Annotated in this window: 17 protein-coding genes and 1 other RNA gene; 11 read left to right on the top strand and 7 right to left on the bottom strand. The window is 42.3% G+C overall.

Annotated features, from left to right (window positions below):
- Positions 1–72: 72 nt before the first annotated feature.
- From AK822_RS06880 to ffs, 4 genes are all read right to left on the bottom strand, one after another.
- On the bottom strand, positions 73–981 hold the full coding sequence (locus AK822_RS06880; RefSeq protein ID WP_060491059.1) for a hypothetical protein: 909 nt from the start codon (positions 979–981) through the stop codon (positions 73–75).
- Between the two features lie 147 nt (positions 982–1,128).
- Positions 1,129–4,224 (bottom strand): M48 family metalloprotease, encoded by a 3,096-nt coding sequence (locus tag AK822_RS06875; protein ID WP_060491058.1) that lies wholly within the window; start codon positions 4,222–4,224, stop codon positions 1,129–1,131.
- Between the two features lie 58 nt (positions 4,225–4,282).
- Complete coding sequence (locus AK822_RS06870) at positions 4,283–4,879, bottom strand: LemA family protein (protein WP_083475715.1); 597 nt, start codon at positions 4,877–4,879, stop codon at positions 4,283–4,285.
- Positions 4,880–5,075: 196 nt separating this feature from the next.
- An RNA gene (gene ffs / locus AK822_RS06865) (signal recognition particle sRNA small type) lies at positions 5,076–5,172 on the bottom strand.
- A 328-nt stretch (positions 5,173–5,500) separates the two neighbouring features.
- Between ffs and AK822_RS06860 the strand changes: the two genes are divergently transcribed.
- Positions 5,501–6,154, top strand: a complete 654-nt coding sequence (locus tag AK822_RS06860; protein ID WP_372862538.1) for an SIMPL domain-containing protein — start codon at positions 5,501–5,503, stop codon at positions 6,152–6,154.
- Positions 6,155–6,315: 161 nt separating this feature from the next.
- Here the strand turns inward: AK822_RS06860 and AK822_RS06855 are convergent, their stop codons facing one another.
- Positions 6,316–7,113: a DUF4124 domain-containing protein gene (locus tag AK822_RS06855; protein WP_060491057.1), complete on the bottom strand. Its 798-nt coding sequence runs from the start codon at positions 7,111–7,113 to the stop codon at positions 6,316–6,318.
- Between the two features lie 194 nt (positions 7,114–7,307).
- Complete coding sequence (gene glnA / locus AK822_RS06850; RefSeq protein ID WP_060491056.1) at positions 7,308–8,717, bottom strand: type I glutamate--ammonia ligase; 1,410 nt, start codon at positions 8,715–8,717, stop codon at positions 7,308–7,310.
- Between the two features lie 704 nt (positions 8,718–9,421).
- On the opposite strand from glnA, the gene AK822_RS06845 reads away from it, so the two are divergent.
- From AK822_RS06845 to AK822_RS06825, 5 genes are all read left to right on the top strand, one after another.
- Positions 9,422–10,045 carry an anthranilate synthase component II gene (locus tag AK822_RS06845; RefSeq protein ID WP_045452934.1) on the top strand — a complete coding sequence of 208 codons (624 nt, stop codon included), beginning with the start codon at positions 9,422–9,424 and terminating at the stop codon, positions 10,043–10,045.
- A gap of 108 nt (positions 10,046–10,153) precedes the next feature.
- The gene (gene trpD / locus AK822_RS06840; protein ID WP_060491055.1) at positions 10,154–11,275 is read left to right on the top strand and encodes an anthranilate phosphoribosyltransferase; all 1,122 of its coding nucleotides are present in this window, start codon (positions 10,154–10,156) and stop codon (positions 11,273–11,275) included.
- A 70-nt stretch (positions 11,276–11,345) separates the two neighbouring features.
- Entirely contained in the window at positions 11,346–12,224 is an 879-nt protein-coding gene (gene trpC, locus AK822_RS06835) for an indole-3-glycerol phosphate synthase TrpC (RefSeq protein ID WP_060491054.1), read from the top strand.
- Positions 12,225–12,292: 68 nt separating this feature from the next.
- Positions 12,293–13,024 (top strand): Smr/MutS family protein, encoded by a 732-nt coding sequence (locus tag AK822_RS06830; RefSeq protein WP_055124887.1) that lies wholly within the window; start codon positions 12,293–12,295, stop codon positions 13,022–13,024.
- A 156-nt stretch (positions 13,025–13,180) separates the two neighbouring features.
- The gene (locus AK822_RS06825) at positions 13,181–13,813 is read left to right on the top strand and encodes a DNA-3-methyladenine glycosylase family protein (protein ID WP_060491053.1); all 633 of its coding nucleotides are present in this window, start codon (positions 13,181–13,183) and stop codon (positions 13,811–13,813) included.
- 159 nt (positions 13,814–13,972) lie between these two features.
- Here the strand turns inward: AK822_RS06825 and AK822_RS06820 are convergent, their stop codons facing one another.
- Positions 13,973–15,946 carry a mechanosensitive ion channel family protein gene (locus tag AK822_RS06820; RefSeq protein WP_087945589.1) on the bottom strand — a complete coding sequence of 658 codons (1,974 nt, stop codon included), beginning with the start codon at positions 15,944–15,946 and terminating at the stop codon, positions 13,973–13,975.
- A 448-nt stretch (positions 15,947–16,394) separates the two neighbouring features.
- Between AK822_RS06820 and AK822_RS06815 the strand changes: the two genes are divergently transcribed.
- The 5 genes from AK822_RS06815 (at position 16,395) to AK822_RS06795 (ending at position 23,876) form a co-directional block, all read left to right on the top strand.
- A complete protein-coding gene (locus AK822_RS06815) occupies positions 16,395–18,341 on the top strand; it encodes a TonB-dependent receptor domain-containing protein (RefSeq protein WP_060492210.1) in 1,947 nt (648 codons plus the stop codon).
- Between the two features lie 352 nt (positions 18,342–18,693).
- Positions 18,694–20,118 (top strand): adenosylhomocysteinase, encoded by a 1,425-nt coding sequence (gene ahcY / locus AK822_RS06810; protein ID WP_060491051.1) that lies wholly within the window; start codon positions 18,694–18,696, stop codon positions 20,116–20,118.
- A 13-nt stretch (positions 20,119–20,131) separates the two neighbouring features.
- On the top strand, positions 20,132–20,980 hold the full coding sequence (metF, locus tag AK822_RS06805; RefSeq protein ID WP_060491050.1) for a methylenetetrahydrofolate reductase [NAD(P)H]: 849 nt from the start codon (positions 20,132–20,134) through the stop codon (positions 20,978–20,980).
- Between the two features lie 235 nt (positions 20,981–21,215).
- Complete coding sequence (locus AK822_RS06800) at positions 21,216–22,109, top strand: 16S rRNA (uracil(1498)-N(3))-methyltransferase (RefSeq protein ID WP_060491049.1); 894 nt, start codon at positions 21,216–21,218, stop codon at positions 22,107–22,109.
- 54 nt (positions 22,110–22,163) lie between these two features.
- Positions 22,164–23,876 (top strand): putative bifunctional diguanylate cyclase/phosphodiesterase, encoded by a 1,713-nt coding sequence (locus AK822_RS06795; RefSeq protein ID WP_087945588.1) that lies wholly within the window; start codon positions 22,164–22,166, stop codon positions 23,874–23,876.
- Positions 23,877–24,100 lie beyond the last annotated feature (224 nt).

Genomic DNA, 24,100 nt, shown 5'->3' with positions numbered 1-24,100 from the left:
TATTAAAGGTTGAATGTTGAAGGTGAATTTTATCGTTATTTTTTAATCTCTATCATAGTAAGTGGTAAGCCTTTAACTGTGACTCGATAACTGCTCCCAAAGCTGACGTTTGAGATTACTATCAGTAAGCATCTCATCCAACGTGGGTGCAGTCGTCAGGTTAGGATGTTCCAAACCTTCAGGAAGTGCGGTCAATGTCACTACCTGTATCTCTTCGCTGCGACCAATTTTAAAGACATATCCAGCAAGGCTGGCATTAGCAAGCTCCGCTGTATCCATACCTTCACAAATAGGGAACGATGTCGTCTCACAACTGATGGATAACGCTTGGGTGATATTTTGCCACAGTTTTTGGCTGTCATGATTAAGGGCTTGGATGTCCACCAAAATCACCCAATCACCATAGCGACCACCTTGTAAATCAAAGGGTGCTACCTTTGTAAAGCTTTCCTCTTGAAAGCCCTCTTCTTTAAAACTACCATCTTCAAAGCTTGCAGTATTATTTACATTATCAATCGCAGTTTGCTGAACGACAGTATTTACAAGGGAAGTCACGGCGGGCTTAGAGATGTTAGGAGTAGTCGAGTCAAAACTATAAGTAACAGGGCTTTGCTGGTCAGAATGGTGTACACCTATCTCATTAGCATCATCATAATAGTGATTAGTAGACTCATCATCCACTATACCTGATAGCGAATCAGCAGATGCTGAATGCGACATCCTAACGCTTATATCATCACCATTAGGAGACTTAACACTTGGCTGTTCAATGGTCGCAGCAGCAGGAATAGAGGTCGTGCTGGTATTAACGATAGTCGAGTGAGTGGTAGCCAGATCAGCCAGAGTAGGAGCGGAAATATCTGCGATACTCAGGGTATCAGAGCTCGGCTGCACCCACTGAGTGATACCCATCATCGCTAAAATCTGGCGCTGCTGCATACGATGCTGTAATACAACTAGCGGCTCTTGGATATCACTCATGCTTATTTACTATCCTACTTATCTAAAATGGATTTACTGACTTTTAATGGCAAGGAACAATATTAGAGAACGATGTTAAAAAAAAGGATTAAAAATATAGTCCATTCAATTTAAAAAAGAATACTTAAATGCCGTCAATGACATTGTTCAAAAAAGCTGCCGAACGCCTAACCAATGATTGGCTAACATGGACAAGCAATCATATTCATCTTGACTGACTATCGTATCGTGTAACATCACCGTATGCAATGTGCTCAGCCATTGCCGGTAAGTATGATAAGCATAAGAATGACTGTCATTGCCTGCATTTCCGTCTTGTCTATGAGCATTATAATCTATTTGATCGCTGCCCTGTTGCCTCTGTCGATAATTATCATTACGTTTGGCTTCTGATGCAGACGACTGACTGGCAGATGCTAATAAAATAGGCACCGCTTCTATCACTGCCAATAATTGAACACTATTTATATTTTGCGTAGTCAATAGTAGCCATTGCAAATTTGCGTCACTAACGGCGGCTAAGTCAATATCAATCAAACGTGCATGACGCCGCAAATCCACAAGATAGTGAGCAACACTGTCATTATTATAGCCGAGTACTGAAATAGGTGATGAAATGTGTACTGAGCTATCTAGTGCTGATACGACCTGACCCTTAACATCTTTTGATAGCCGATAAGCTAATAAAACAAGCATTGTTTTCGCCGCAACATCGAGACCATCAAACACCTGTCCTGAAGGGTCAAGCTGGTCATAAATATCATCCGTGCCAGCGTTCAATACTTGCTGCCATTGATAGTATGAAGAGGATTGAGGATGAAGATGCGACTGGACCTTTGTAGCGTTTAATACGGCAGACAATATAGGTAATAATTGCTGCAACTGTAGCGCTTGCCATAATGATAAAATCGATGGCAACCGAGAGTCGATTTTTCCTGAGTGCGTTGATACTGGCTTAGTTTTATTCATAGCACCATCTTCACTGGCTATGTTATCAGCGAAATGTTGACTTAAATCTGCCGTTAGATAGTGTTCAAATAGCTCAATGATACCCTGTTGATAGCGCATCAGCATTGTACGACACTTTTTTTGCTGCACATAATGTTGATGATCTTGATTGCTATGACTCGCTTCATATCTTAAGCGTGATTCATTGATAGCAGTTTCTGACAGGTCATGCTGACTCAATTGCTTTATTGCCAATGCAATCAATGCGTTGTCTAAACGCCTATCAAGATGTACCACTGCCGCTAATAATTTATGATCTATCGTATGCGCTACAAATTGGGGGTGGCTGCTAATATTAGCGCTAGCGTTATTATCGATTTCAGCAGCAGACGTTTTATCGTTAGCAAGTCCAAGCCAGATATCACTCAAGTCATAACTCTCAGTCGTTGATAATATACGACCTTGATGGCACAACATAACTGCTTCAATCAAAGATTGCGCCCCGAGCGGGTGATAACTGTGATTGAGTATATACTGCGGCAGTGAAACTTTTTGTCTATCGTCGATACCAATCAATGTATCCGATGGCAAATCGCTATCAGATTTTGCTTGCCATGGCTTGAGCAACTGATGAATACCGGTATTTTGCGCTTGAACCTGTAAACGTCCTGCAACAACGACATCTTTCTCGATAACAAACTCTAGCCCCTTATCTTCGTCCAACTCATTCTTTATTTCATTTGCAGGAAAAGCAGTAATTTTTTTGTCTATAACATCATTGCTGTTATTAGTAAGGCTTTTATTGTTATTGCTTTTATTGTTATTGTTTTTATTGTTATTTAACGCTGATTGAGTTTCAAATATTAATGATTGGGTATTTTTTTCTTGTTTATTTTTGCTTAGGCTATTTGCTTTTATGACGCCCCAATCCCCTAATCGCCGCTGCTCATATATCTCTTTTATTTTCTGTTGATTTATGCGCTTTTCTTTAGCCACTTTTACCGCAAAATCATGATAAGCGTGGGCATTAATGGCACTCATTCGCTCAGCCAAGCTCGGATGGGTAGCAAACCAAGAGACGTCACCCAAATCAGCACCACTACTGGCAAAGAAGAAATGACTAAGACCATTGATATCAGCGATACTGGTTAAGCGCGAACCAAGCGAATCTTGATGAATGGCTTGTAAGGTTTCCATAATAGCCGGCGAGCGTGTCAGCTGCACGCTGGTCGCATCGGCAAGCAATTCACGCTGGCGATTAAAGCTGTGTTTAATCAGTTGCGCACTGGCCATACTCGAAAAACTCAATCCATGTATTAACAACGTCCAAATATTGCGCGGTGCTTGACTATCGAACTTATTATTATTTTTTAGCCATCGTGACTGGCTCTTAGCTGACGACTGCTGGCTTTGTGATTGACTTTGCCAATAGCTTACCCATTCACTATGGGTGGTAAAATTGGCGGTTTGAGCTTCAGTGCTACGCGCATGACTATCGACGGCTCTTTGTGACAAGAGATTGCGTCGATTGACCGCATCATCAAAATAATTGTGATGGCTATTCTGATGATTTCGTTGATTACCAGCGCCAAAATTATTAATAGAATCACTCCAGTCATAAAGTAATTGCAAGCCTGCCAGCACGACCATGAGCTGTAAGTTAAAAGTGGCATCACCATGCAAGATATGACCATATTCATGCCCTATCAGCCCATACAGCCCCTCATCGGACAGCTTATCAAGCGCGCCTTGAGTGACGACCAATACCATATCTTGACTATGACGACCCGCAACGAAGCCATTAATACCTTGCTCATCAGGCAGTATATAGAGAATCGGCATACGTACACCCGAAGCAATGGCTAGCTGCTGGGCAATCTCATAGTAACGACGGTAGACAGACGGGAAATCTCGCTCATCACGTACTGCGATATGGTGGGCGCTGAAACGAACCTTTGGTATAGGCTCATGCTGATGGGCAACCCCTTGACTATGCTCCCACGCATCTTGGCTGTGGTCGATAAACAGCCGAACCCCGCCCACACGCTGAGCAATAGCGCGACCACCCGCTTCTAAACGTCTGTACTCTAAAAAACTACCGATCACAAAGCTACCGATTGTCCAGATAGCAACCAGTATCAACACCCAATGATAAATGCCACCAGTAAATATCGTTAGCAGCAGCGCCATGATACCCATCGCTACTGCCAGATGGGCAAAAACAATGAGAAAAAATAGCCCATAGAGCAATAGACTTCGCTGGGTACGAGTGCGTTGTTCACCAAAAAAATCCATCTATATGCCTGACTTAAAAATAGCTAAACGCATCTGAACATATGAATATAATTCAATATCAGCCCATATTGACGACAGGTGCTTGAGCGATCACCTTTCTGTCTTCAAAAACTAGTGGGCTTAACGGACGAAAGCCAAAAGTCGTACTAATAAGATTGTTGGGAAATACCTCGCGGTCATTGTTGTAGAACATCACGCTGTCATTATAGTGCTGACGGGCGAAGCCAATGCGGTTCTCAGTATTGGTCAGCTCATCCATCAACTCTTTAATCATGCTGTCCGCCTTTAGCTCAGGGTAAGCTTCCACAACCGCTGAAAACTGCCCTAACGCTTTAGACAACATACTCTCAGCTTTGGCAAATAGCGCCATATGCTCAAGCGAGTCTGGCTGATGTGTATTGGAGTCTTGCAAGCTTTGCGCGTGATTACGTGCACTAATCACACGGGTCAGCGTCTCTTCTTCATGCGTCAGATAGCGTTTAGCAGTTTCGACTAAATTTGGAATCAAATCATGACGGCGCTTCAGTTGCACATCTATTTGGGCAAAACCATTTTTCGCTTGGTTGCGAGCGCGTACCAATTTATTAAATATAGATACGCCAAACACAATCACTAGCAGCACGAAGGCAATGAACAACCAAACAAACATCTTCATAAGAAAACCCTAAAGTGTCCAGAATGTTAATAAAAGTTAATACATTGTATTTTAACCCATCTTAATCAATCAAAGGTCAAAATCGGACAAAAAAAGGTTAAAAAAAAGCCCTTTACAATGAAGGGCTTAATAGATCAAATGAGCATTTCTAATTAAATATTAAAATAGTTATCAAATTTTAGGCAAAAAAAAGCGACTCCAAAAGCAAATCCTCGGCACACACTGTGACTATTACCGTTGCTACCTTCCGGTCCTGGCGGGGTTCATAGAACAATGTTGCGAGGCTACCAATGGAGCCACCAGTTGCAAATTATACAAGAATTTTTAAATATTACAACCCCTATCTTAAAACTCTTTCTTTTACCTCAAAACGCCCTGTAACTTAGGTGACAAAATTCTCACAGCAAGCCTGTTAAATTTTGCTATTTTAGTTGAGGAAGCTGAGCATACTCGGTATCAACTAATAACTAAAATGGACAGCTTCTCATATCAAGGCGAGTCTTACCTATGGTATGGCTCACCTAAATACTATTGATATAACTCACTCAGGAGATCATTGTGAAAACCACTTTACTTAATAAAGCCGCTCTAACGACTGGTACTGCATTTCTACTCACAGCCATGATGGGTAGCGCGCATGCAGAACCAACAGGCTACGATCAGCTTACTTTTCAGACAGAAGTAAAAGAAGAAATCCAAAATGATGAAGTACGAGCCAGCTTATATAAAAAAGCGCAGGCAACGGATTCTAAAACTCTAGCGACAACGCTCAACACCTCAATTAATAACGCCATGAAAATTGCTAAGCGCTATCCAACGGTTACCGTGAGTACCGGACAACAGCGCACCTACCCTCGCTATGATAAAAACGACAAAATCATTGGCTGGACAGGACAAGCAAACATCGATTTAAAGAGCACCGACTTTGCAGCAACTAGCCAACTCATCGCTGACCTACAAGAAACGCTGGTGATGGACAATCTGAACTTTGGTGTCTCAGATACCAAAAAGGATGCGCTTGAGCAAAAGCTGATGACCAATGCGTCTCGTGCCTTTCAGCAACAAGCTAAAAACCTAACACGCGCTTGGGATGCTCGTGGCTATCGTGTGGTCAATGTGAATCTAAATACAGGTAGCAACTACCCACGTCCGATGTATAGTGCTATGAGCATGAAAGCAGGCGCGGCAGATGAGTCAGTACCTAGCCAAAGTTTTGAATCTGGCAATAGTACTATCTCAGTGACTGCTAATGGTACGATTGAATTGACTAAATAAGCTATAAATACATAGGATTAATAAATATCCTGAATAAACATAAAGGCAAGCGCTGATTGCAGCGCTTGCCTTTATGTTTATATAGAAGAAATTAACTTATAAAGTTACTCTACTTTGTATGAACTCTTATACTTATCCATGATTGACACATTGACTACAAGTCAATTTGTCACTGGTTGCTCAAGCGTCATAGGTTTGTCCACTATAGGCTTAGTAAATGATTGCATATTCGGTTGTTTGCCCTCTTGACGCATTTTTAACAGCACTTTTTGATACCAAGGTAGATTTTGATAAGCTAAAAGCTGTTGCGCGATTTTCTTATTATTTTGCAATGTTGTATTGTTTTGAATCACATAAACCGTACGCTCTAATTGTTTGAGTATTTGACCTTTCTCATTTTTTAGCACAGCTTTTATCTTATGCGATCCTGGTAAAACATCTACCGTTGCAATCGAGGCGCTGAGACCTTGCGCGACTTCATTGCCATCCAAATAGATACTAACACTATCACCTGCTTGTAAGTTCGGCTTCACTTGCACATTGACATCAATGCTTTGTGCTGGGCGACGATATGCACGTTCTGCGCTTGGTTCAGTAATAGCAAGCTGATAATTGACGACTGGTTTGGCGACAGGGCTATTTTTAGCAGCCGTATTTTGCGTAGTCGTATTAACATTACTAGAAGAAGGCGGACTACTCGTGTTATCACTGTTACTTGAGCTGACGCGACTTTCTTTCGTCGTGACACCCGTTTGGCTGATTTGTTTACCTGCCTGCTGCTCATAATTTTGCGGGCGATCGGTAAAGGTGACTTGACCTGTTTTTTCGTCAATAACTTTATAGATAGGCGCGGCATTTGCCAAAGGGGCATAGAGAGTTGCCATACTAAGCATCGTAGCAGCAATCAGTGCCAACCCTAACTTACTGTTTGAAAAAACCGGTTTTGATAATGAAGTCATAGTCAGTCAACCTAATGAGTACCTAATATTATGAATATCTATTATGCGATACTTTGGGCGTTAAATCAGTAATAATTTCAAAGAGGACAGATCCGTTGATTTAGCAAATTATTATTGAGACGTAAAAAAACCAGCTAAGAATAACTTAGCTGGTTTTTATGAATTGCGTTTGCTGTGAGCGTATTAGCTATAAATTAGCAGCTGTAGTATAAGTCAAACTCAACGGGATGCACGGTTACATTGACACGTTGCACTTCTTCTTCTTTCAAAGCGATGAACGCCTCTAGCATGTCTTCAGTGAATACATCACCTTTTAATAAGAACTCATGATCATCACGCAAGGCTTGTAGTGCAACTTCTAAGCTCTCCGCAACAGTTGGGATGAGTGCTTCTTCTTCTGGTGGTAAATCATACAAGTTTTTGTCAGCAGCTTCACCCGGATGTATTTTATTTTGAATACCATCAAGACCTGCCATTAGTAACGCTGCAAACGTTAAGTATGGGTTGGCTGCTGGATCAGGGAAACGTGCTTCAACACGTACCGCTTTTGGGCTGCTAACATGTGGAATACGGATAGATGCTGAGCGGTTAGATGCTGAGTACGCAAGTTTGATAGGCGCTTCATAATGCGGTACTAGGCGCTTATAGCTATTAGTCGATGGGTTGGTAATCGCATTCAACGCACGCGCATGCTTGATGATACCACCGATGAAATACAGTGCAGATTCAGAAAGACCCGCATACTCATCACCTGAGAAAGTATTAACACCATCTTTAGAGATTGACATATGCACGTGCATGCCTGAACCGTTGTCACCAACGATTGGTTTTGGCATAAAGGTAGCCGTTTTACCAAACTGATGCGCAACATTATGCACAACATACTTTAGCTGCTGTACTTCATCGGCTTTTTTGACTAACGTATTAAAAGCGACACCAATTTCTGACTGGCAAGGCGCAACTTCATGGTGATGAACTTCGACACAGCCTTCGCCGATGATTTCTTCTAAACGCTCACACATAACAGAGCGCATGTCTTGCGAGCTATCGATTGGTGGTACTGGGAAGTAAGCGCCTTTAACACGTGGACGATGTCCCATGTTGCCCCATTCATAGTCATTGTTAGTCGACCATGCCGCTTCTTCGGCTGTGATCTTATGGCTAACGCCAGACATATCAATTGACCATTTCACATCATCAAATATAAAGAACTCAGGCTCAGGACCAAAATAAGCAGTATCACCAATGCCCGTTGACTTTAAGTACTCTTCGGCGCGGCGCGCAATAGAACGTGGGTCACGATCATAACCTTGTAGCGTTGATGGCTCGATGATATCGCAAGTAACAACTACGGTAAGTGAATCAAAGAACGGGTCAAGAAAAGCCGTCTCTGGATCAGGACGCAAGATCATATCTGACGCTTCGATACCTTTCCAACCAGCGATAGATGAGCCATCAAACATTTTGCCATCTTCCATCACTTCTTCATCAATGCTGTGCGCTGGGAAGCTGATATGTTGCTCTTTACCACGCGTATCAGTGAAGCGAAAATCAACCCATTTAGCATTAGAGGATTGGATAAGATCTAGTAGTTTGTTCGACATAAATAGTCTCCGTTGTGTTGATTAGGTTATTGCGATTTGAAATTATAAGTACAATCTGTTGGTTAAAAATCTCTGGTTTGATAACAGTCAGCGCTGCGTTTAGCGCTAAATATCCTGTTCAATATTATGCTTATTATCAGCACTGTCAATATTATTAGTCAAGATAGTCATCTAAGTTATGCGCTTAATAAGACCCGCCAGTGTTTTGGTTCGATATTATTCTAACAACATATCACTCATTATGCTGAACTCTTCAGGCACTTGTTAATAATAATTATTGACCACTTTATCACCAAAGATAATCATAACAATAATAATGCAAAGGCTATGCCAGTTTTTTATAACGCTGAAAATATAGAGGATAAAAGGATAGTTATTAATAATAATTACAGCAACTTATAATATTTTTGAAACTATTTCAGCCGTAGATTTATCGTCAGTGGTGTCATACAAATTATTTATCCAGAGTCATTAATAACGCATGACTGCACTAAATTAGTGCATATTGAATGTATAAATAAAAATTATGTACTTTTTTAGTGCGTTTGAGATGTTAACGAATGTCATCCCATAAGCAAAATAGATTGTTATTCACCACTTATTTGGGTCGCCTGTACCCTACATTTGATAGTCTACAAAATAGTGGTAAGATAACGGCGTTATATAACCATCTCCATAAGTAGAACTCAATAAGTAGAACGCTAATGATTCTGATGATCGATAATTACGACAGCTTTACGTACAATATTGTACAGTACTTCGGTGAATTACAGCAGGACATCACCGTCTGGCGTAACGATCAAACCACTATTGAAAATATTAGAACCCTTGCGCCAGATGCGATCGTCATTGGCCCCGGTCCCTGCGATCCTGATCAAGCTGGTATCTCTCTAGAAGCTATCAAGACTTTTCAGGGCGTGATACCGATACTAGGTATTTGCCTAGGACATCAGGCAATTGGACAGGCATTTGGTGGACAAGTGGTCAAGGCTGGTGAAGTCATGCATGGCCGCTTATCCGCCGTTTATCATACTGACCAAGGTGTCTTTGAAGGCTTACCTAATCCCGTACAAGTCACGCGCTATCATTCGCTTGTCATTGATAAAACCAGCCTGCCCGATTGTCTTGAGCTGACCGCATGGACACAAAACAGTGATGGCAGTATTGAAGAAATCATGGGTATCCGTCATAAAACGTTTGCGATAGAAGGTGTACAATTCCATCCTGAGTCTATCTTAAGCGAAGCAGGTTATCAGCTACTCAACAATTTTTTGCAAACGCATCATTTGTCAGCACTAACCTCAGATGAACTACCACAAGTCGGCTAACAGTCTATTAAAGCATGTTCTAAAAAAGGCGTTAATAACAAAATTAAAATAAAACCTATTCTATTGATAATTTAAAATTAACGTATAAAGATATTAAGAGAGATCATAATGAGTACAACAAAAACAAATGAAAGCCCTAACCCAGCTAACATTGCTCAACTGTCTGATGAAGAGACACATACGCTACTGACGACAGCTTTGGGGCGAATTTTTCAGCACATTGATTTAACCTTTGATGAGATGTATCAGGTGATGCTGATTATCATGCAAGGCAGATGTAGCGACGCCATGATGGGTGCTATTTTGACTGGTCTGCGTATGAAAGGTGAGTCCATCGATGAGATTACTGCCTCTGCCAGTGCAATGCGTGCGTTAGCAGCCAATATCGAACCACGGGGCTGTAATTACTTAGTCGATATCGTCGGAACTGGCGGTGATGGTGCCAATTTATTTAATGTCTCTACTGCATCAGCGCTGGTTGCTGCCGCCGCTGGTGCGCAAGTGGCCAAACATGGTAACCGCGGCGTCTCTACCAACTCTGGTAGCTCAGATTTGCTTGAGCAAGCAGGTATCAGTCTGGCACTTACTCCTGAGCAATCTAAAGAATGTATCGAAAACCAAGGTATCGGCTTTTTGTTTGCGCCCAATCATCACAGTGCCATGCGTTATGCCAATCCAGTACGCCGCGAGCTCAAAGCGCGTACCATCTTTAATATTTTAGGACCATTAACCAACCCTGCTGGCACACCCAATCTGGTAATCGGTGTCTTTACCGCTCAGCTGTGCGAGCCTATCGCTAAAGTCATGAAAAACTTAGGCGCACGTCATGTCATGGTTGTGGGCGCAAAAGACGGTTTGGATGAAATCAGTCTCGCTACCTCAACCACTGTCGCTGAATTAAAAGACGGTGAGATATCTGTTTATGAGATGATGCCAGAAGATGCAGGTATTGAGTCACAAACCCTTATCGGTATCGATGTAGATTCTCCAGCGCAAAGTCTTGAGCTTATTCGCGCGGCTCTATCAGGAGAAAACTCTCAAGATCGTGCTGTACTTAAAGCACGTGATATGATTGCACTAAATGCAGGCGCGGCCATATATACCGCAGGACTTGCCAGCAACTATGCTAATGGTGTGAGCCGGGCACAAACAGTCATTCAAAATGGTGATGCGTTACTCAAGCTTGAGTCTCTCGCCACATACACGCAGCAACTAGTGACTCCTGCTTAACGGCTAAGCACCATTACTGTGCACTCTAGCTATTTTGTCTATTTACATTCAACGATATTCGGATACCAGCATGACTCATACAGAAACCAAGACAGATATTTCTTCCGTATTGCAACGCATTGTCGCCACTAAAGTGGAAGAAATAAATGCCGCACGCGAGGTATTATCTCTTGAAGACTTACAAGCGCAAGTCGCGGCGGATAACAAACCACGTCGTGGCTTTGCGGCGGCGCTGCGAGCGGCTAGCACTAAAGAGCATGGTATTGGTATCATCGCTGAGATTAAAAAAGCCTCTCCTTCTAAGGGCGTTATCAATCACAACTTCGCGCCCGCCCTATTTGCCAAGCAATACGAACAAGCGGGCGCCAGCTGTCTGTCTGTATTGACTGATCGCGATTATTTCCAAGGTGATGACAGCTACCTTATTCAAGCAGCTAATGCGGTAAGCCTACCGATACTGCGTAAAGATTTTATGATAGATGTGTACCAGATCTATCAATCTTATCTGATGGGAGCTGACTGTATTTTACTTATTATGGCCTGCCTTGACGACATCCAAGTACAAGAGCTGCATGCGCTAAGTATCGAATTGGGTATGGATGTATTGATAGAAGTCCATACTAAAGCCGAACTTGAACGTGCGCTACAGCTACCGCGCTCAGCGCATAATATTTATGGTATTAATAATCGTGATTTAAATACTTTCGATGTCGACTTGCAAACCACGCTAGATCTAAAAAATATTTTAATCGACGCACTGGCGGCTGATATGGACAGCACGCTTAAACCGCTTATCGTCACCGAAAGTGGCATTCATAATAGCGCTGATATTCATTTGATGTTGAAGCACAATATTCAGCACTTTTTAATCGGTGAACAGTTCATGAAGACTGATCATCCTGGACAAGCGTTACAATCCTTACTTGCGGGCGTCGCAGCAGACGGGTAAAGTGGCTTAAGTCTACTAAACAGTTTAAATCAATCCATCATTCATCAACCAACGATACGTTAAATTCTATGTCAAACTCTCTATTTTCAAAAGAAATGCAAGACCAGCTCAAAGAGCTAAAAGGCCAACTTAGCAAAGGTCGTGATACCAATTCGCCTGAAGATGAAAATCAAAAGCCTACTGAGCCTGTATCATTGCCCACGCAAAAGCAAGTAAACAAGACTGTCAAGCAAATGGCTAGCGAGCATATTGACGATGACAAAGTTCTGTTTATGCAAGCAATGCATGGCGTAAATCAGCTTGAAGACAAAAACGTACGCTCACCTGCCAATGCGAGCAAAGCGGGCAAACCTGATGCGACCACCTTGTCTAAACGTGCTGCCGCGCAAGGTAGTGAAGCGAGTGATTTGGGAGCTGGCTTGTCAGATATGCAAGCACTACTCAACCCTGTCGCTGCTGAAGCCTATTTATCTTACAAACAGCCGACTTTGCAGAATAAAATCTTTGATCAGCTTAAAAAAGGCAAACTACGTTGGTATGACGCCGTAGATATTCATGGTTGTACCATCGAAGAGGCGCGCGTGGCAATGACTCAACTCCTAAGCCAAGCAAAACAGAAAAATGAGACCATGGTAAAAATCGTTCATGGTAAAGGCTCTGAGGCCATTTTAAAAACCTGCGTCAACGGTTGGCTGCGTCAACTACCAGAAGTATTGGCATTTTGCTCTGCACCGCCAAAAGATGGTGGTAACGGTGCAGTATTGGTACTGCTCAAAAAATCTAAAGCTGATGGTGAATAGTTTTTAGTGTGAGAGTTAGTATGAAGAATCAAAAGGACTGCTTATTGGCAGTCCTTTTGTTATGCTCATAAAATCATTATTTAATCTTTATCGACTATAGCCCCTACATTTAACATCTAGCGATAGCGATATTTGCATAAATCAGGATAAGCATTTATGAGCATACAGACCATTGAGAACACGCAACAGCTACATGAACATATCATGGCTTTGATTGTTATCGAGCCAAGATTTTTGTCTATCTATGAACAAGTCGGTATGCCCAGTCTACGGCATAATGTCGGTGGGTTTGAGCAGTTGATGCGAGCAATGGTTGGTCAACAGCTGTCTGTGGCAGCAGCAGCCAGTATTTGGCAAAGGCTACTTGATGCCGCCTTGACGAATCCACAGGCAATTATCAAAGCAACAGATGAGGACTTAAGAGCGCAAGGGTTATCTAAACAAAAAACCCGTTACATTCGCTCATTAGTCGATCATGATATAGACTTTGCTGCGTTAGAAATTTTGCCTGATGAAGAAGCAATAGAAGTGCTGACAGCCGTTACTGGTATTGGTCGCTGGACGGCTGAGATGTATTTATTATTCTCTCTGAAACGTGCAGACGTACTTGCGGTCGATGATCTAGCAATTAAAGTAGCGGCGATGGCGTTATTAGGCTTAATGGAACGTCCAACGCCGAAACAGTTAAAGAATCTAACACAAGATTGGTCACCACATCGCAGCGCTGCCAGTTTGTTGCTATGGTCATACTACGGCCTATTACGTAATCAAACTGCTGTCCCTTTATAATGCCAAACACCCAAGTACGATTCACTATGTCAAACTCGCTTAGCTTAAGCTTAGTCTAGCACTCGTTTTCTTTGCTGCTCTAATTTTTGTGAATGGTATAAGATAAACGCTTGATACTTACCTTAAGTGCTGATCTTATACAGCTTTCAATCCATAATCTTATGGCTGATTCCATATAGAAAAGCCAGATTTTCTTTTTGCGTACTTGAACTTGATTTTCTTTATCATACGGCTTTTATTTCTCAATGCCTTTAACGCATTGTCTTTTTTACTTTCGACTGATTTAGAGGTTCGCTGACTGCCTTTTTCATCTGTCTTGACGTTATCTTTACCTTTACTCAAGTCCACGGCATGCTTATCATCGTTGTTGTTATCCTTATTGTCGCTAGCATCGTCATCAGTATGGTCATCATTTGACATGTCTTTTGTCGTTTCAGCGACGTTACCTTCCTTATTCTTATCTTCAATTTCGTTTTCTATGTGATGCTCAAGCTCAGTTTGATTGACAATAAGCTGCTGCGTTGGCAAAGCATGCTCGACATCATATTTCGCAACTTGGTTCAATAAATCAACAAACAAAACGTTCTGTTTGTCATAGAACTCAGTCACGCCATTAGCATTAACATACGCCTGTAATTGAATGATATAGCAGTCTTGACGTAGCTCTAAAATATTGACCTGATTCCATTCTTGGTTGGTCAAATAATGCTCATCTATAAACTCATCCAAGTCCTTAACCATCTTAAAGACCACATCAATATCAGCAGTGCGCTTAATATATAACTGATGGAAGAAGCGAAACATATCGCGGGATGTAAAGTTTTCAATTTGCATTGATGAAAAATCACCGTTTGGTACAGTCACAACAGTGCGCGTCAAGGTGCGCACACGTGATGAGCGAATACCAATATCAATGACTGTGCCTTCATAAGTGCCAAACTTACAATAATCACCAATACGTACGGGCGAATCCGCCACGACCACGACACTACCAACAAGGTTTTCGATGGTTTTTTGCGCACCCAGTGCTAATGCCAAACCACCCACACCCAAGGCGGCAATACCCGTGGTCAAATCAAAACCCAAATTGCCGAAGATAACAATCACAGCAAAGATCAGCAGCAACGCTTTGACCACTTTGCGTAGCAGCCCCAAGATAGAGACACGTTCAGTATAATTTTTCTTATAACTTAAGTTTACCGCACGAGTGAATATGGCATCGATGACTCGTAACAGCAACCAAGTTAATGCAAGCCAAGATGCAATCTCAGTAAAACGATTGATCGGTTCACGTAGCGTCACCGACACGCCTGCATACACCATCACTTCTGACAGTATCAGCGCCATGATGACCACTGCCAGAGGCAATACGACCTTATCAGGTAATGGCAATGGTACGCCGCGCACACGAGGATAGATGATTCGTAATAGATGGTACAGCAGCCATACCATGATATAAGTAAACACAAAGCTGCCGACAGTCATCATTAACGCTGCGGCTAAATCCGCCACTTGATAACCAAACAGCTTTTTGCCTTCTAAGGAATCAAAAGTATAGCGAGACACTAACGTTGGTTCGGTATTTTCTATGACTTCTGGTACTGAGCTGAGCGTATCCGTAGAAAACTGCCAGTACTGCTCTCCTTGCTTAGATACCACTCTTTCAAGTATCAGTGGCACACTTTTTTCACCCACATTAATCGCACCGACGTTTTCTTGGCTTGGCGGTAGCTGATCAGTTAGGTTGCCCTCAGGCGTATTATTAATCTGCAAATCAGGCTGAAAACGCCCACCTGCATCCAGCGCTTGCTTAAACTGACGAACGATTGTGGTTGGATTGTCAGACTTTGATAAGTTTAAATAATTACTCGCCAGCAGATAGTCATTTTCACCTAACGCACTGATGAAGCCCTGTACAGTATGGCGCGGTGTATCGCGTCCGAATGAATCTGGTATCGGCGTACTCGCCGACTCCTCACTGGTACTGCCACCCATTCCCAGTGCGCTAGCTTCAGCAGCAAATGCATTATTGGGTAACAACGCACTCAACAGCATCACAAGCAAAAATAAAATTGCCATTAGTGGCATTTTGATGATTGAGTATGGTGAAGACAACTCGGGACTGGGAATCATAGGAATCAGGCGATACTTAATAGACAAAACAAACCTCTTAGCATTATGAATGGTACAACGAAGAACAAATGAGTGCTTCCCTATAATAGCAATTATTTATAACAGCAGTGCTTTTGATTACACGTTTTTATGGTCATCTATGTGAATTATCTACTCTCACCTTTGCTTATGACTGCTAATTTTTTCTTACCTTTCACGACACTCCTTGTAAATACCTCCTATGAATGAGAGTGACAATCATTAAATGAATAAACCGCAATCTATCATGAAAACTACTCAGCTTACCGTGAATAAACATTAGGTTAAAGTGGTTTATAAAGCGGTCTGTTTTGTAGATAATGAACGCAGTTTTGCTTGTCCACTGTTTTTTGTAATTTTTAGCCATATTAACGTCAGTATGGTTACTTTTTTCCCTGCATTTTTTAATATGATTATTTTGGAATTGACTATGTCTTTATCACGTTCATCTTCACGTACCTACCTTCGTTTGAGTATCTTAAGCGCACTAGGTTTACTTGCGGTTAACACAGCAATGGCAGTGACACCTGACGTTGCTACTATTAACGATAGCGAGCTACCACAAGTTGAGCTTGATGAAATCATCGTAACAGCAACCCGTACCCCCACTAAAACCAGCAATGTAATTGCGCAAACTCGGGTTGTAAATAAAGAAGATTTAAAGCGCTTTCAAGGTCAGACGGTTCTAGAAGTGCTTAGACGGCAGCCAGGATTTAGCATTAAACAAGATGGTGGTATGGGTCAAAGCAGTAATTTCTATCTTCGCGGCTATGATAGTAAGCGTGTATTAGTGCTAATAGATGGTGTTCGTTATGGCTCAATGTCAACAGGTCAGCCCGCTTTAGCCTTATTACCGACCGATCAAATTGATCGTATTGAAATTTTATACGGTGCTTCAGGCTCTAGCATCTATGGTTCAGATGCTATGGGCGGCGTCATTCAAATATTTACTAAAGGCAGTGACGTCGATCAAACTAATTTTTCTGTGACCGCAGGTGTTGGCTCACATGACCACTATATTTATGGTGCAACAGCGCAGTTTGCAAATGCTCAAGGCGCAAAACTGAGTCTTTCCGCTAGTCGGAATCAAACCAAAGGTATCAGCGCGCTTGACAACCGAACAGGCAATGATAAAGATGACGATGGCTTTGAGAGCAATAACTTTGCCTTTAATGCTAGTATGCCTATTACTCAAAATATAAGCGTTGGCGCAACTGGACTTTTTTCTAAGTCAACGACAGAGTTTGATAACTTTAGTTTTGGACCAGGTCCCAATGCAGAGATTGATCAAGAGAATGGTGCCGTATCAGCATTTTCACAATACGAAAACGATAAGCTGACAGTACGACTATCAGCGGGTCAGAGTTTGGATAAGATTGATAACAAAGTGGGCGATGCCTTTGAAACCAAGCAGAAACAGGCGAATTTGATAAGCACTTATAAATTACCTATAGGACAATTTCAAGCAGGTGCCGAATGGTTGCAGCAGGAAGTAGACCTTACAGACAACACTCCTAGTGCCGGCGGTAAAGACAGCTATAAAATAAATGACCGTGATATTAAGAGTAGCTTTGCTGGTTATCAAGTAAATGAGGATGCTTACGATTTTCAAGCCAATGTTCGTTTCGACGATAACTCACAATTTGGTCACGAAACTACATTTGGTCTTGGTTATGCTGTAAAGCTAGCGCCTAGCCTACGCCTAGGTACTAGCTTCGCTACTGGCTATAGAGCGCCTACTCTGAATGATTTATACATCGAGAGCGCTTACTATGTTCCAAATGAAGATTTAAAAGTCGAAAAGAGTAAAAATGTAGAAGTGTTTATTGAGTCTAATACCACCATGCAAAATACACGCCTGACTGCCTTTAATAGTAATGTCGACAATCTTATTGATAACAGATACGATGGTAGTATTGATAAATATCAAGCACTGAACATTGATGAAGCAAGCTTGTCAGGTTATAGCTTTACCTCAGACTGGCAGCTCAGTAATATTTTATTTGGTGGTCAATACACTCGCACCAATGCTGAAGAGGACTCCGGAGCTAACAAAGGCAAACAATTAGTGTATCGCCCTGAAAATACTGGCCTGGTATATATAGGTTACCAAGCTGCAGAGTTCGATATTCGTACTGAAGCAGAATATGTGGGTAAAACCTATAATGTTGCAGATAATAGCACTTTTATAGAGGACTATACGTTATTCAATATCAGTGGTAATTATTACTTGAGTCCAAATCTGACATGGACAAGTCGTATTAACAATTTGACTAATGTAGATTACTCAACTAATGAGAGTTTTGGTCAATATGCTTCGCGTTACAATCAAGACGGCACCAACTTCTTCACATCTTTAACCTATAACTGGCTCTAATTTCTCTTAGTACTATTTAAACTGTCTGAACTGAGAATAAAAAAGGTCATCCATCGATGGCCTTTTTTATTGCTACATATTACCGCTCGCCTTATTACGTGCCTATACCGTCAGCTATTTATGTTATCCAACAGGTGACAATTCATGACTCATCAATTACAATAACGACCTCCGAGAGGTGTTGCGCCATAATATCTGATAGTGCATTTAGGCTTTAAAGCCATGCTAATCAGTCATTATGTTAGGCTCGGTAACTGTTAAACAATCATCTCATTGATTATTGACAGCGCAAATAACGGCACCTGCGTTTTTATTCTTTTTATCATACCTTAACCACTGATAGGAGCATATTATGGACGCAGTGTCTAACACCCCATCTGCCCATACGATCGACCCCTCTTTCACTGACTATAAAGTCGCTGACATCAGCCTTGCTGACTACGGTCGCCGTGAAATCACCCTTGCCGAAGCTGAAATGCCTGCCCTAATGGGTTTGCGTCGTCGCTACGAAGCCGATCAGCCGCTTAAAGGCGCAAAAATCGCTGGCTGTATCCACATGACCATCCAGACTGCCGTTCTTATCGAGACACTCGTCGCGCTAGGTGCTGAAGTACGTTGGACCTCATGTAATATCTTCTCAACTCAAGACCATGCTGCTGCCGCGATTGCTGCTGCAGGTATCTCTGTTTATGCTTGGAAAGGCGAAACAGAAGAAGAGTACGAATGGTGCTTACGTCAGCAAATCCACGTTGGCGGCGAAGAGTCAGGTCAGCTTTGGGATGCCAACTTAATCTTGGATGACGGCGGTGATTTGACCGCATTGATTCATAATGATTATGCTGAATTGCTGGATAATGTTCACGGTATTTCAGAAGAGACGACTACAGGCGTCCATCGCTTAGTTGAAATGCTAAATAAAGGCACACTTAAAGTTCCCGCTATCAACGTTAACGATGCGGTTACTAAGTCTAAAAACGACAACAAATACGGCTGCCGTCATAGTTTAAATGATGCTATCAAACGTGCAACTGACATGTTCCTTGCTGGTCGCCGCGCTTTAGTTATCGGTTATGGCGATGTGGGTAAAGGCTCTACGCAAAGCTTACGTCAAGAAGGCATGATCGTACGTGTCTCAGAAGTCGATCCTATCTGTGCCATGCAGGCATGTATGGACGGTTTTGAAGTACTCTCACCATACATCGATGGTGACAATACTGGCGGCGCGGCAAGTATCAACAAGCGCTTGCTTGAAGACACTGACATGATCGTCACGACTACTGGTAACTACCATGTATGTGACAGACATATGCTAGCCGCATTGAAACCTGGTGCAGTTGTTTGTAACATCGGTCACTTTGATACCGAAATCGACACTCAGTTTATGCGTGACAACTGGCGCTGGGTTGAAATCAAGCCACAAGTGCATCAAATCTTCCGCTCAGACGACGAGAATGATTATTTGATCTTGCTTGCTGAAGGTCGCTTAGTGAACCTAGGTAACGCGACTGGTCACCCATCACGCGTCATGGACGGCTCGTTTGCCAACCAAGTATTGGCTCAAATGTATCTGTTTGAAGAAAAATTCGCCGACTTGCCAGCTGACAAGCGTACTGACAACTTATACGTCAAAGTACTGCCTAAAAAGCTAGACGAAGAAGTAGCCGCTGCGATGGTTGCAGGCTTTAACGGCACGTTGACTAAATTGACCGAAAAGCAAGCTGAGTATTTGGGTGTGCCTGTCGAAGGTCCATTCAAGCCTGACGCTTACAAATACTAAAAGGAGTCAGACTGTGAGTAAGCCTGCTTTTTCCTTTGAGTTTTTCCCAGTAAAAACCGAACAAGGCCATGAAAAGCTACTCAATACTTACGATGAGCTGAATAAGCTATCACCGAGCTACTTTTCGGTGACCTATGGTGCTGGCGGTTCAACCCGAAATCGCACCCTAGATATCGTACAAGCATTGAATGCGCGGGGCGACACTGAGATTGCGCCACATATTTCTTGTATCGGTGATGACAAAAATGAAATCGCTGAATTGCTCGAGTTTTATAAAACGCTAGGCATCAAACGACTAGTAGCGCTACGTGGCGACTTGCCATCAGGTCAGGTGGGCATGGGTGAACTGCCATTTTCTGTGGATTTGGTAAAATTCATTCGTGAACACTCAGGCGATCACTTCCATATCGAAGTGGCAGCCTACCCTGAGATGCATCCACAAGCGCGTAGCTTTGATCTTGATATCGAAAACTTGGTGAATAAATACCAAGCTGGTGCCGATGCAGCGATTACGCAGTTTTTTTATAACGCTGACAGCTATCTATACTTGCGCGACAGAATAGAGAAACGCGGTATTGATACCGTGACTCAGCCATTGATTGCGGGCATCATGCCAATTACCAATTCTAGCAATTTGATGCGTTTTGCTGATAGCTGTGGTGCTGATATTCCCCGCTATGTGCGTAAGCAATTGGGGGACTTTGGTGATGATCGTAAAGCCATCCGTGAATTTGGCTTTGAAGTGGTTTATCGCCTATGCGAGCGCTTAATCAATGAAGGTGTACCCGCCATGCATTTTTATAGCATGAATAAGATTGAGCCAAACAAACGTTTGGTTGAAGAACTAGGGTTAACCACGTAAATTATTATCCAATTTACTGCATAATAACTGGTGTTCTTCGGAGCGCCAGTTTTTTTTGGTAGTGACTTTTTAAGATTATTAGAAACAATCAGAAATAATTAATATTTCTAACAATAAAAATTATACCAATAAGCATTATCGTAAATGTACTAACAGTAATAACTTCACCTACTCTGACGATATTCTGCTAAGATATTTAAAAAACTTATTATTTAAACTATAGGACTAAGCAACTGTGCGACGTTTTTTTTATGCTATTAGCAATGACACCGATAACTCAGAAGATACCACTTACCCTCGACTTAGTACTTTACCTATAGGTGCCAGTGTCGAACTTACAGAAAGTATTGTTCATCATTGGTGCCGCGTATTACGGGCAAATGTTGGTGATAAAGGTGTTTTATTCGATGGATTTGGCGGTGAGTATCAAGTACAGCTACAGACCATTAGTAAAAAGCATGCCACTGTGACTCTATTGACTCATATAGAGGATGATCGTAGCGCATCAGTACTCACTAAAATTGGTCTGGTAATGAGTCGTGCTGAACGCATGGACTATGCGATTCAAAAGTCAACCGAGCTAGGTGTAACGGCTATTCAGTTATTAAGTAGCCATCATGGTGAGGTCAACCTAAAACCTGCACAAGTTGAGAAAAAACTGGCACATTGGCAGCAAGTTGCCATTGCCGCGTGTGAACAATGCGGTCTTAACCGTCCACCGCTTATTATTGCGCCTGTGTCCATAAATGACTGGTTACAACAATCAGTGACTCACTCTGCCGATTCGCAAATAGACGTTCGCCCTCCTACTACCAGTACTATTGTCACAACCCTTAGCCAAGACCCTTATTATCAAATATTACAACAACCAGCAGATTTGCGTCTGCAACTGAGCGTACCAGCTGTAGGACAACCAGCAATGCCTAAGTCGCTATCAGCAGTCTTAACGCAACAGTCTCCTTATATTGAGCTGCTAATAGGCCCTGAAGGTGGTCTGAGTGTTGATGAATGCCAGCAAGCAGCCAAAGCTGGTTTTGAACCTTGGCAAATTGGCTCAAGAGTCTTACGCACCGAGACCGCACCCGTGGTGGCGTTGGCGACTCTGCATGCTTTGAGCTATTATGAGTAAATACCATATGCGTAATCCTAATTGCTGTTCCATTTCGACGTGATGAGTCCAACTATGACTGCTTTCGCCCCTATTTCCATCGCAGACAAGCAGCAACTGCTGGCCGAGTTATGTGAGCAGCTTGATGATGCCATATTCATCTTGGATGCCCATTTACGCTATCTATCGGTCAATGCCAGTTATGAGATTATCATTGGCTACAGTGAGTCATTTTTGCTTGGCAGACCACTTGGTGTTTATGCAGCAGAATTTTTATCAGATGAGGAAAGGGCCGTTTTAGCAGATATCACTGACCATTTAGACTGCAATGGTTTTTATGAAAACGACTTTTCGATGCTGAACCGTTATGGACAAATACTTGACTGTCACATGACTTATCGCAAAATCTGTGTCAATCATAAGACTTACTATATCGGTATGGTGCGTGATATGTCCTCGGTCGTCAAGGATCAAAAGCAAGTGGCGCATTTGCTCAATTATGATCAATTGACTGGATTACCAAACCGTAAGGTTTTCTTGAGTCAAACAAGCGACCTATTGTTGGACAGCTATCAAGAAGTCGTGATTGTGCGCTTTAATATTGACCGTTATCGTAATCTAGCAAGCTTGCTTGGCCCTGACGGCATCAACACTTTGGTAAAAAACTTTGTCACACGCCTGAAGAACCTCAAGCTCGATAATTTACATTGTTTTTCTCATTTTGGCGGCGATGATTTTGCGTTATTATTCGAATTTAATGACGCTAATATGGTACGTCATCAGCTAGATAGCTTGATGCAAATGTGTGAACGCCCCTTCTCCTTAGATGAAAACACTGCGACAGACGCCAAGATTTATTGTCATATTTCCGTCGGGGTCAGTTACTTCCCCACTAACGACGACGAAGTGACAGGATTATTGACCAAGGCTGAAAAAGCGCTGCATTATGTCAAGCAGCAAGGCGGTGATGACATTTGCTGGTATGATACGGCCATTGACAAAGCCACTGCGGGTAGCTTGCAGTTAGAGGCGGAACTTAGAGCCGCCACCACTGAAAATCAGTTTGTTCCTTATTATCAACCAAAGTTTGAGCTGGCTACTGGCATCATTATTGGTTTTGAAGCGCTGGTACGTTGGCAACACCCGACTCGCGGACTGCTAAAGCCGATACATTTTATCAATGCCATTATCACTCATAAACTGTCGTTTGAGTTGTTCTCGCACATGGCGGTTCAAATTGCTAAGCAGTTATCGACTTGGCAACAGCGAGGGTTTTGTCAACATATCTGTATCAATGCAGATGCCGCCGAATTTAGCCATCCTGAGTTTTCTGAGATGGTGAGCAGTTTACTGGTGCAACACCATATTTCTGCGCATCAGCTACATATTGAAGTCACCGAGTCATCCTTAATTCAGCGTCATGCAAATGTCAAAAAACAGCTTACTTTGCTCAAGGAACTGGGGATTTGTTTGGCGTTGGATGACTTTGGCACCGGTTATGCCTCTTTGAGTTACTTACAAGAATATCCGTTTGATTTCATTAAAATTGACAAAAGTTTTATATCCAACATCGACACTGATCGTACCCAACATGCCATTGTAAAAGCTATTTTAGACTTGGCAATGGCACTTGATATGCAGGTAGTCGCCGAAGGTATCGAAACCGAACAACAGCGAGATGTGTTGCTAAAAATGGGCTGTCAACAGGGTCAAGGCTATTGGTTTGGCAAACCAGTGCCAGCAGAGGCTGCGACTGAGATGTTGATTCAGCAGTACGCCGCCAAATAACCCCCCCCCTTTAACGAATGTTTATTTATCCAGTATCATTAGTATTTTCATATGGTTATTCGCGTTTCCTCTTAACGCCTAACGTCGATTGTATAACCGATGCAAGATAGGTTCATGACTTATCAGTGCTGTCACCAAACTTGTATAATCCCCTCTGAAAGCCTATCTTTTATAGTGAATTTGTTAGAGCTTATTAAGTTTCAAGCTTACTCTAACCATCGCCA

It is taken from the genome of Psychrobacter sp. P11F6, assembly GCF_001435295.1.
Lineage (GTDB): Bacteria > Pseudomonadota > Gammaproteobacteria > Pseudomonadales > Moraxellaceae > Psychrobacter.
The sequence above is the reverse complement of the archived record's forward strand: the minus strand, read 5'-3'. Positions and strand labels throughout refer to the sequence as shown.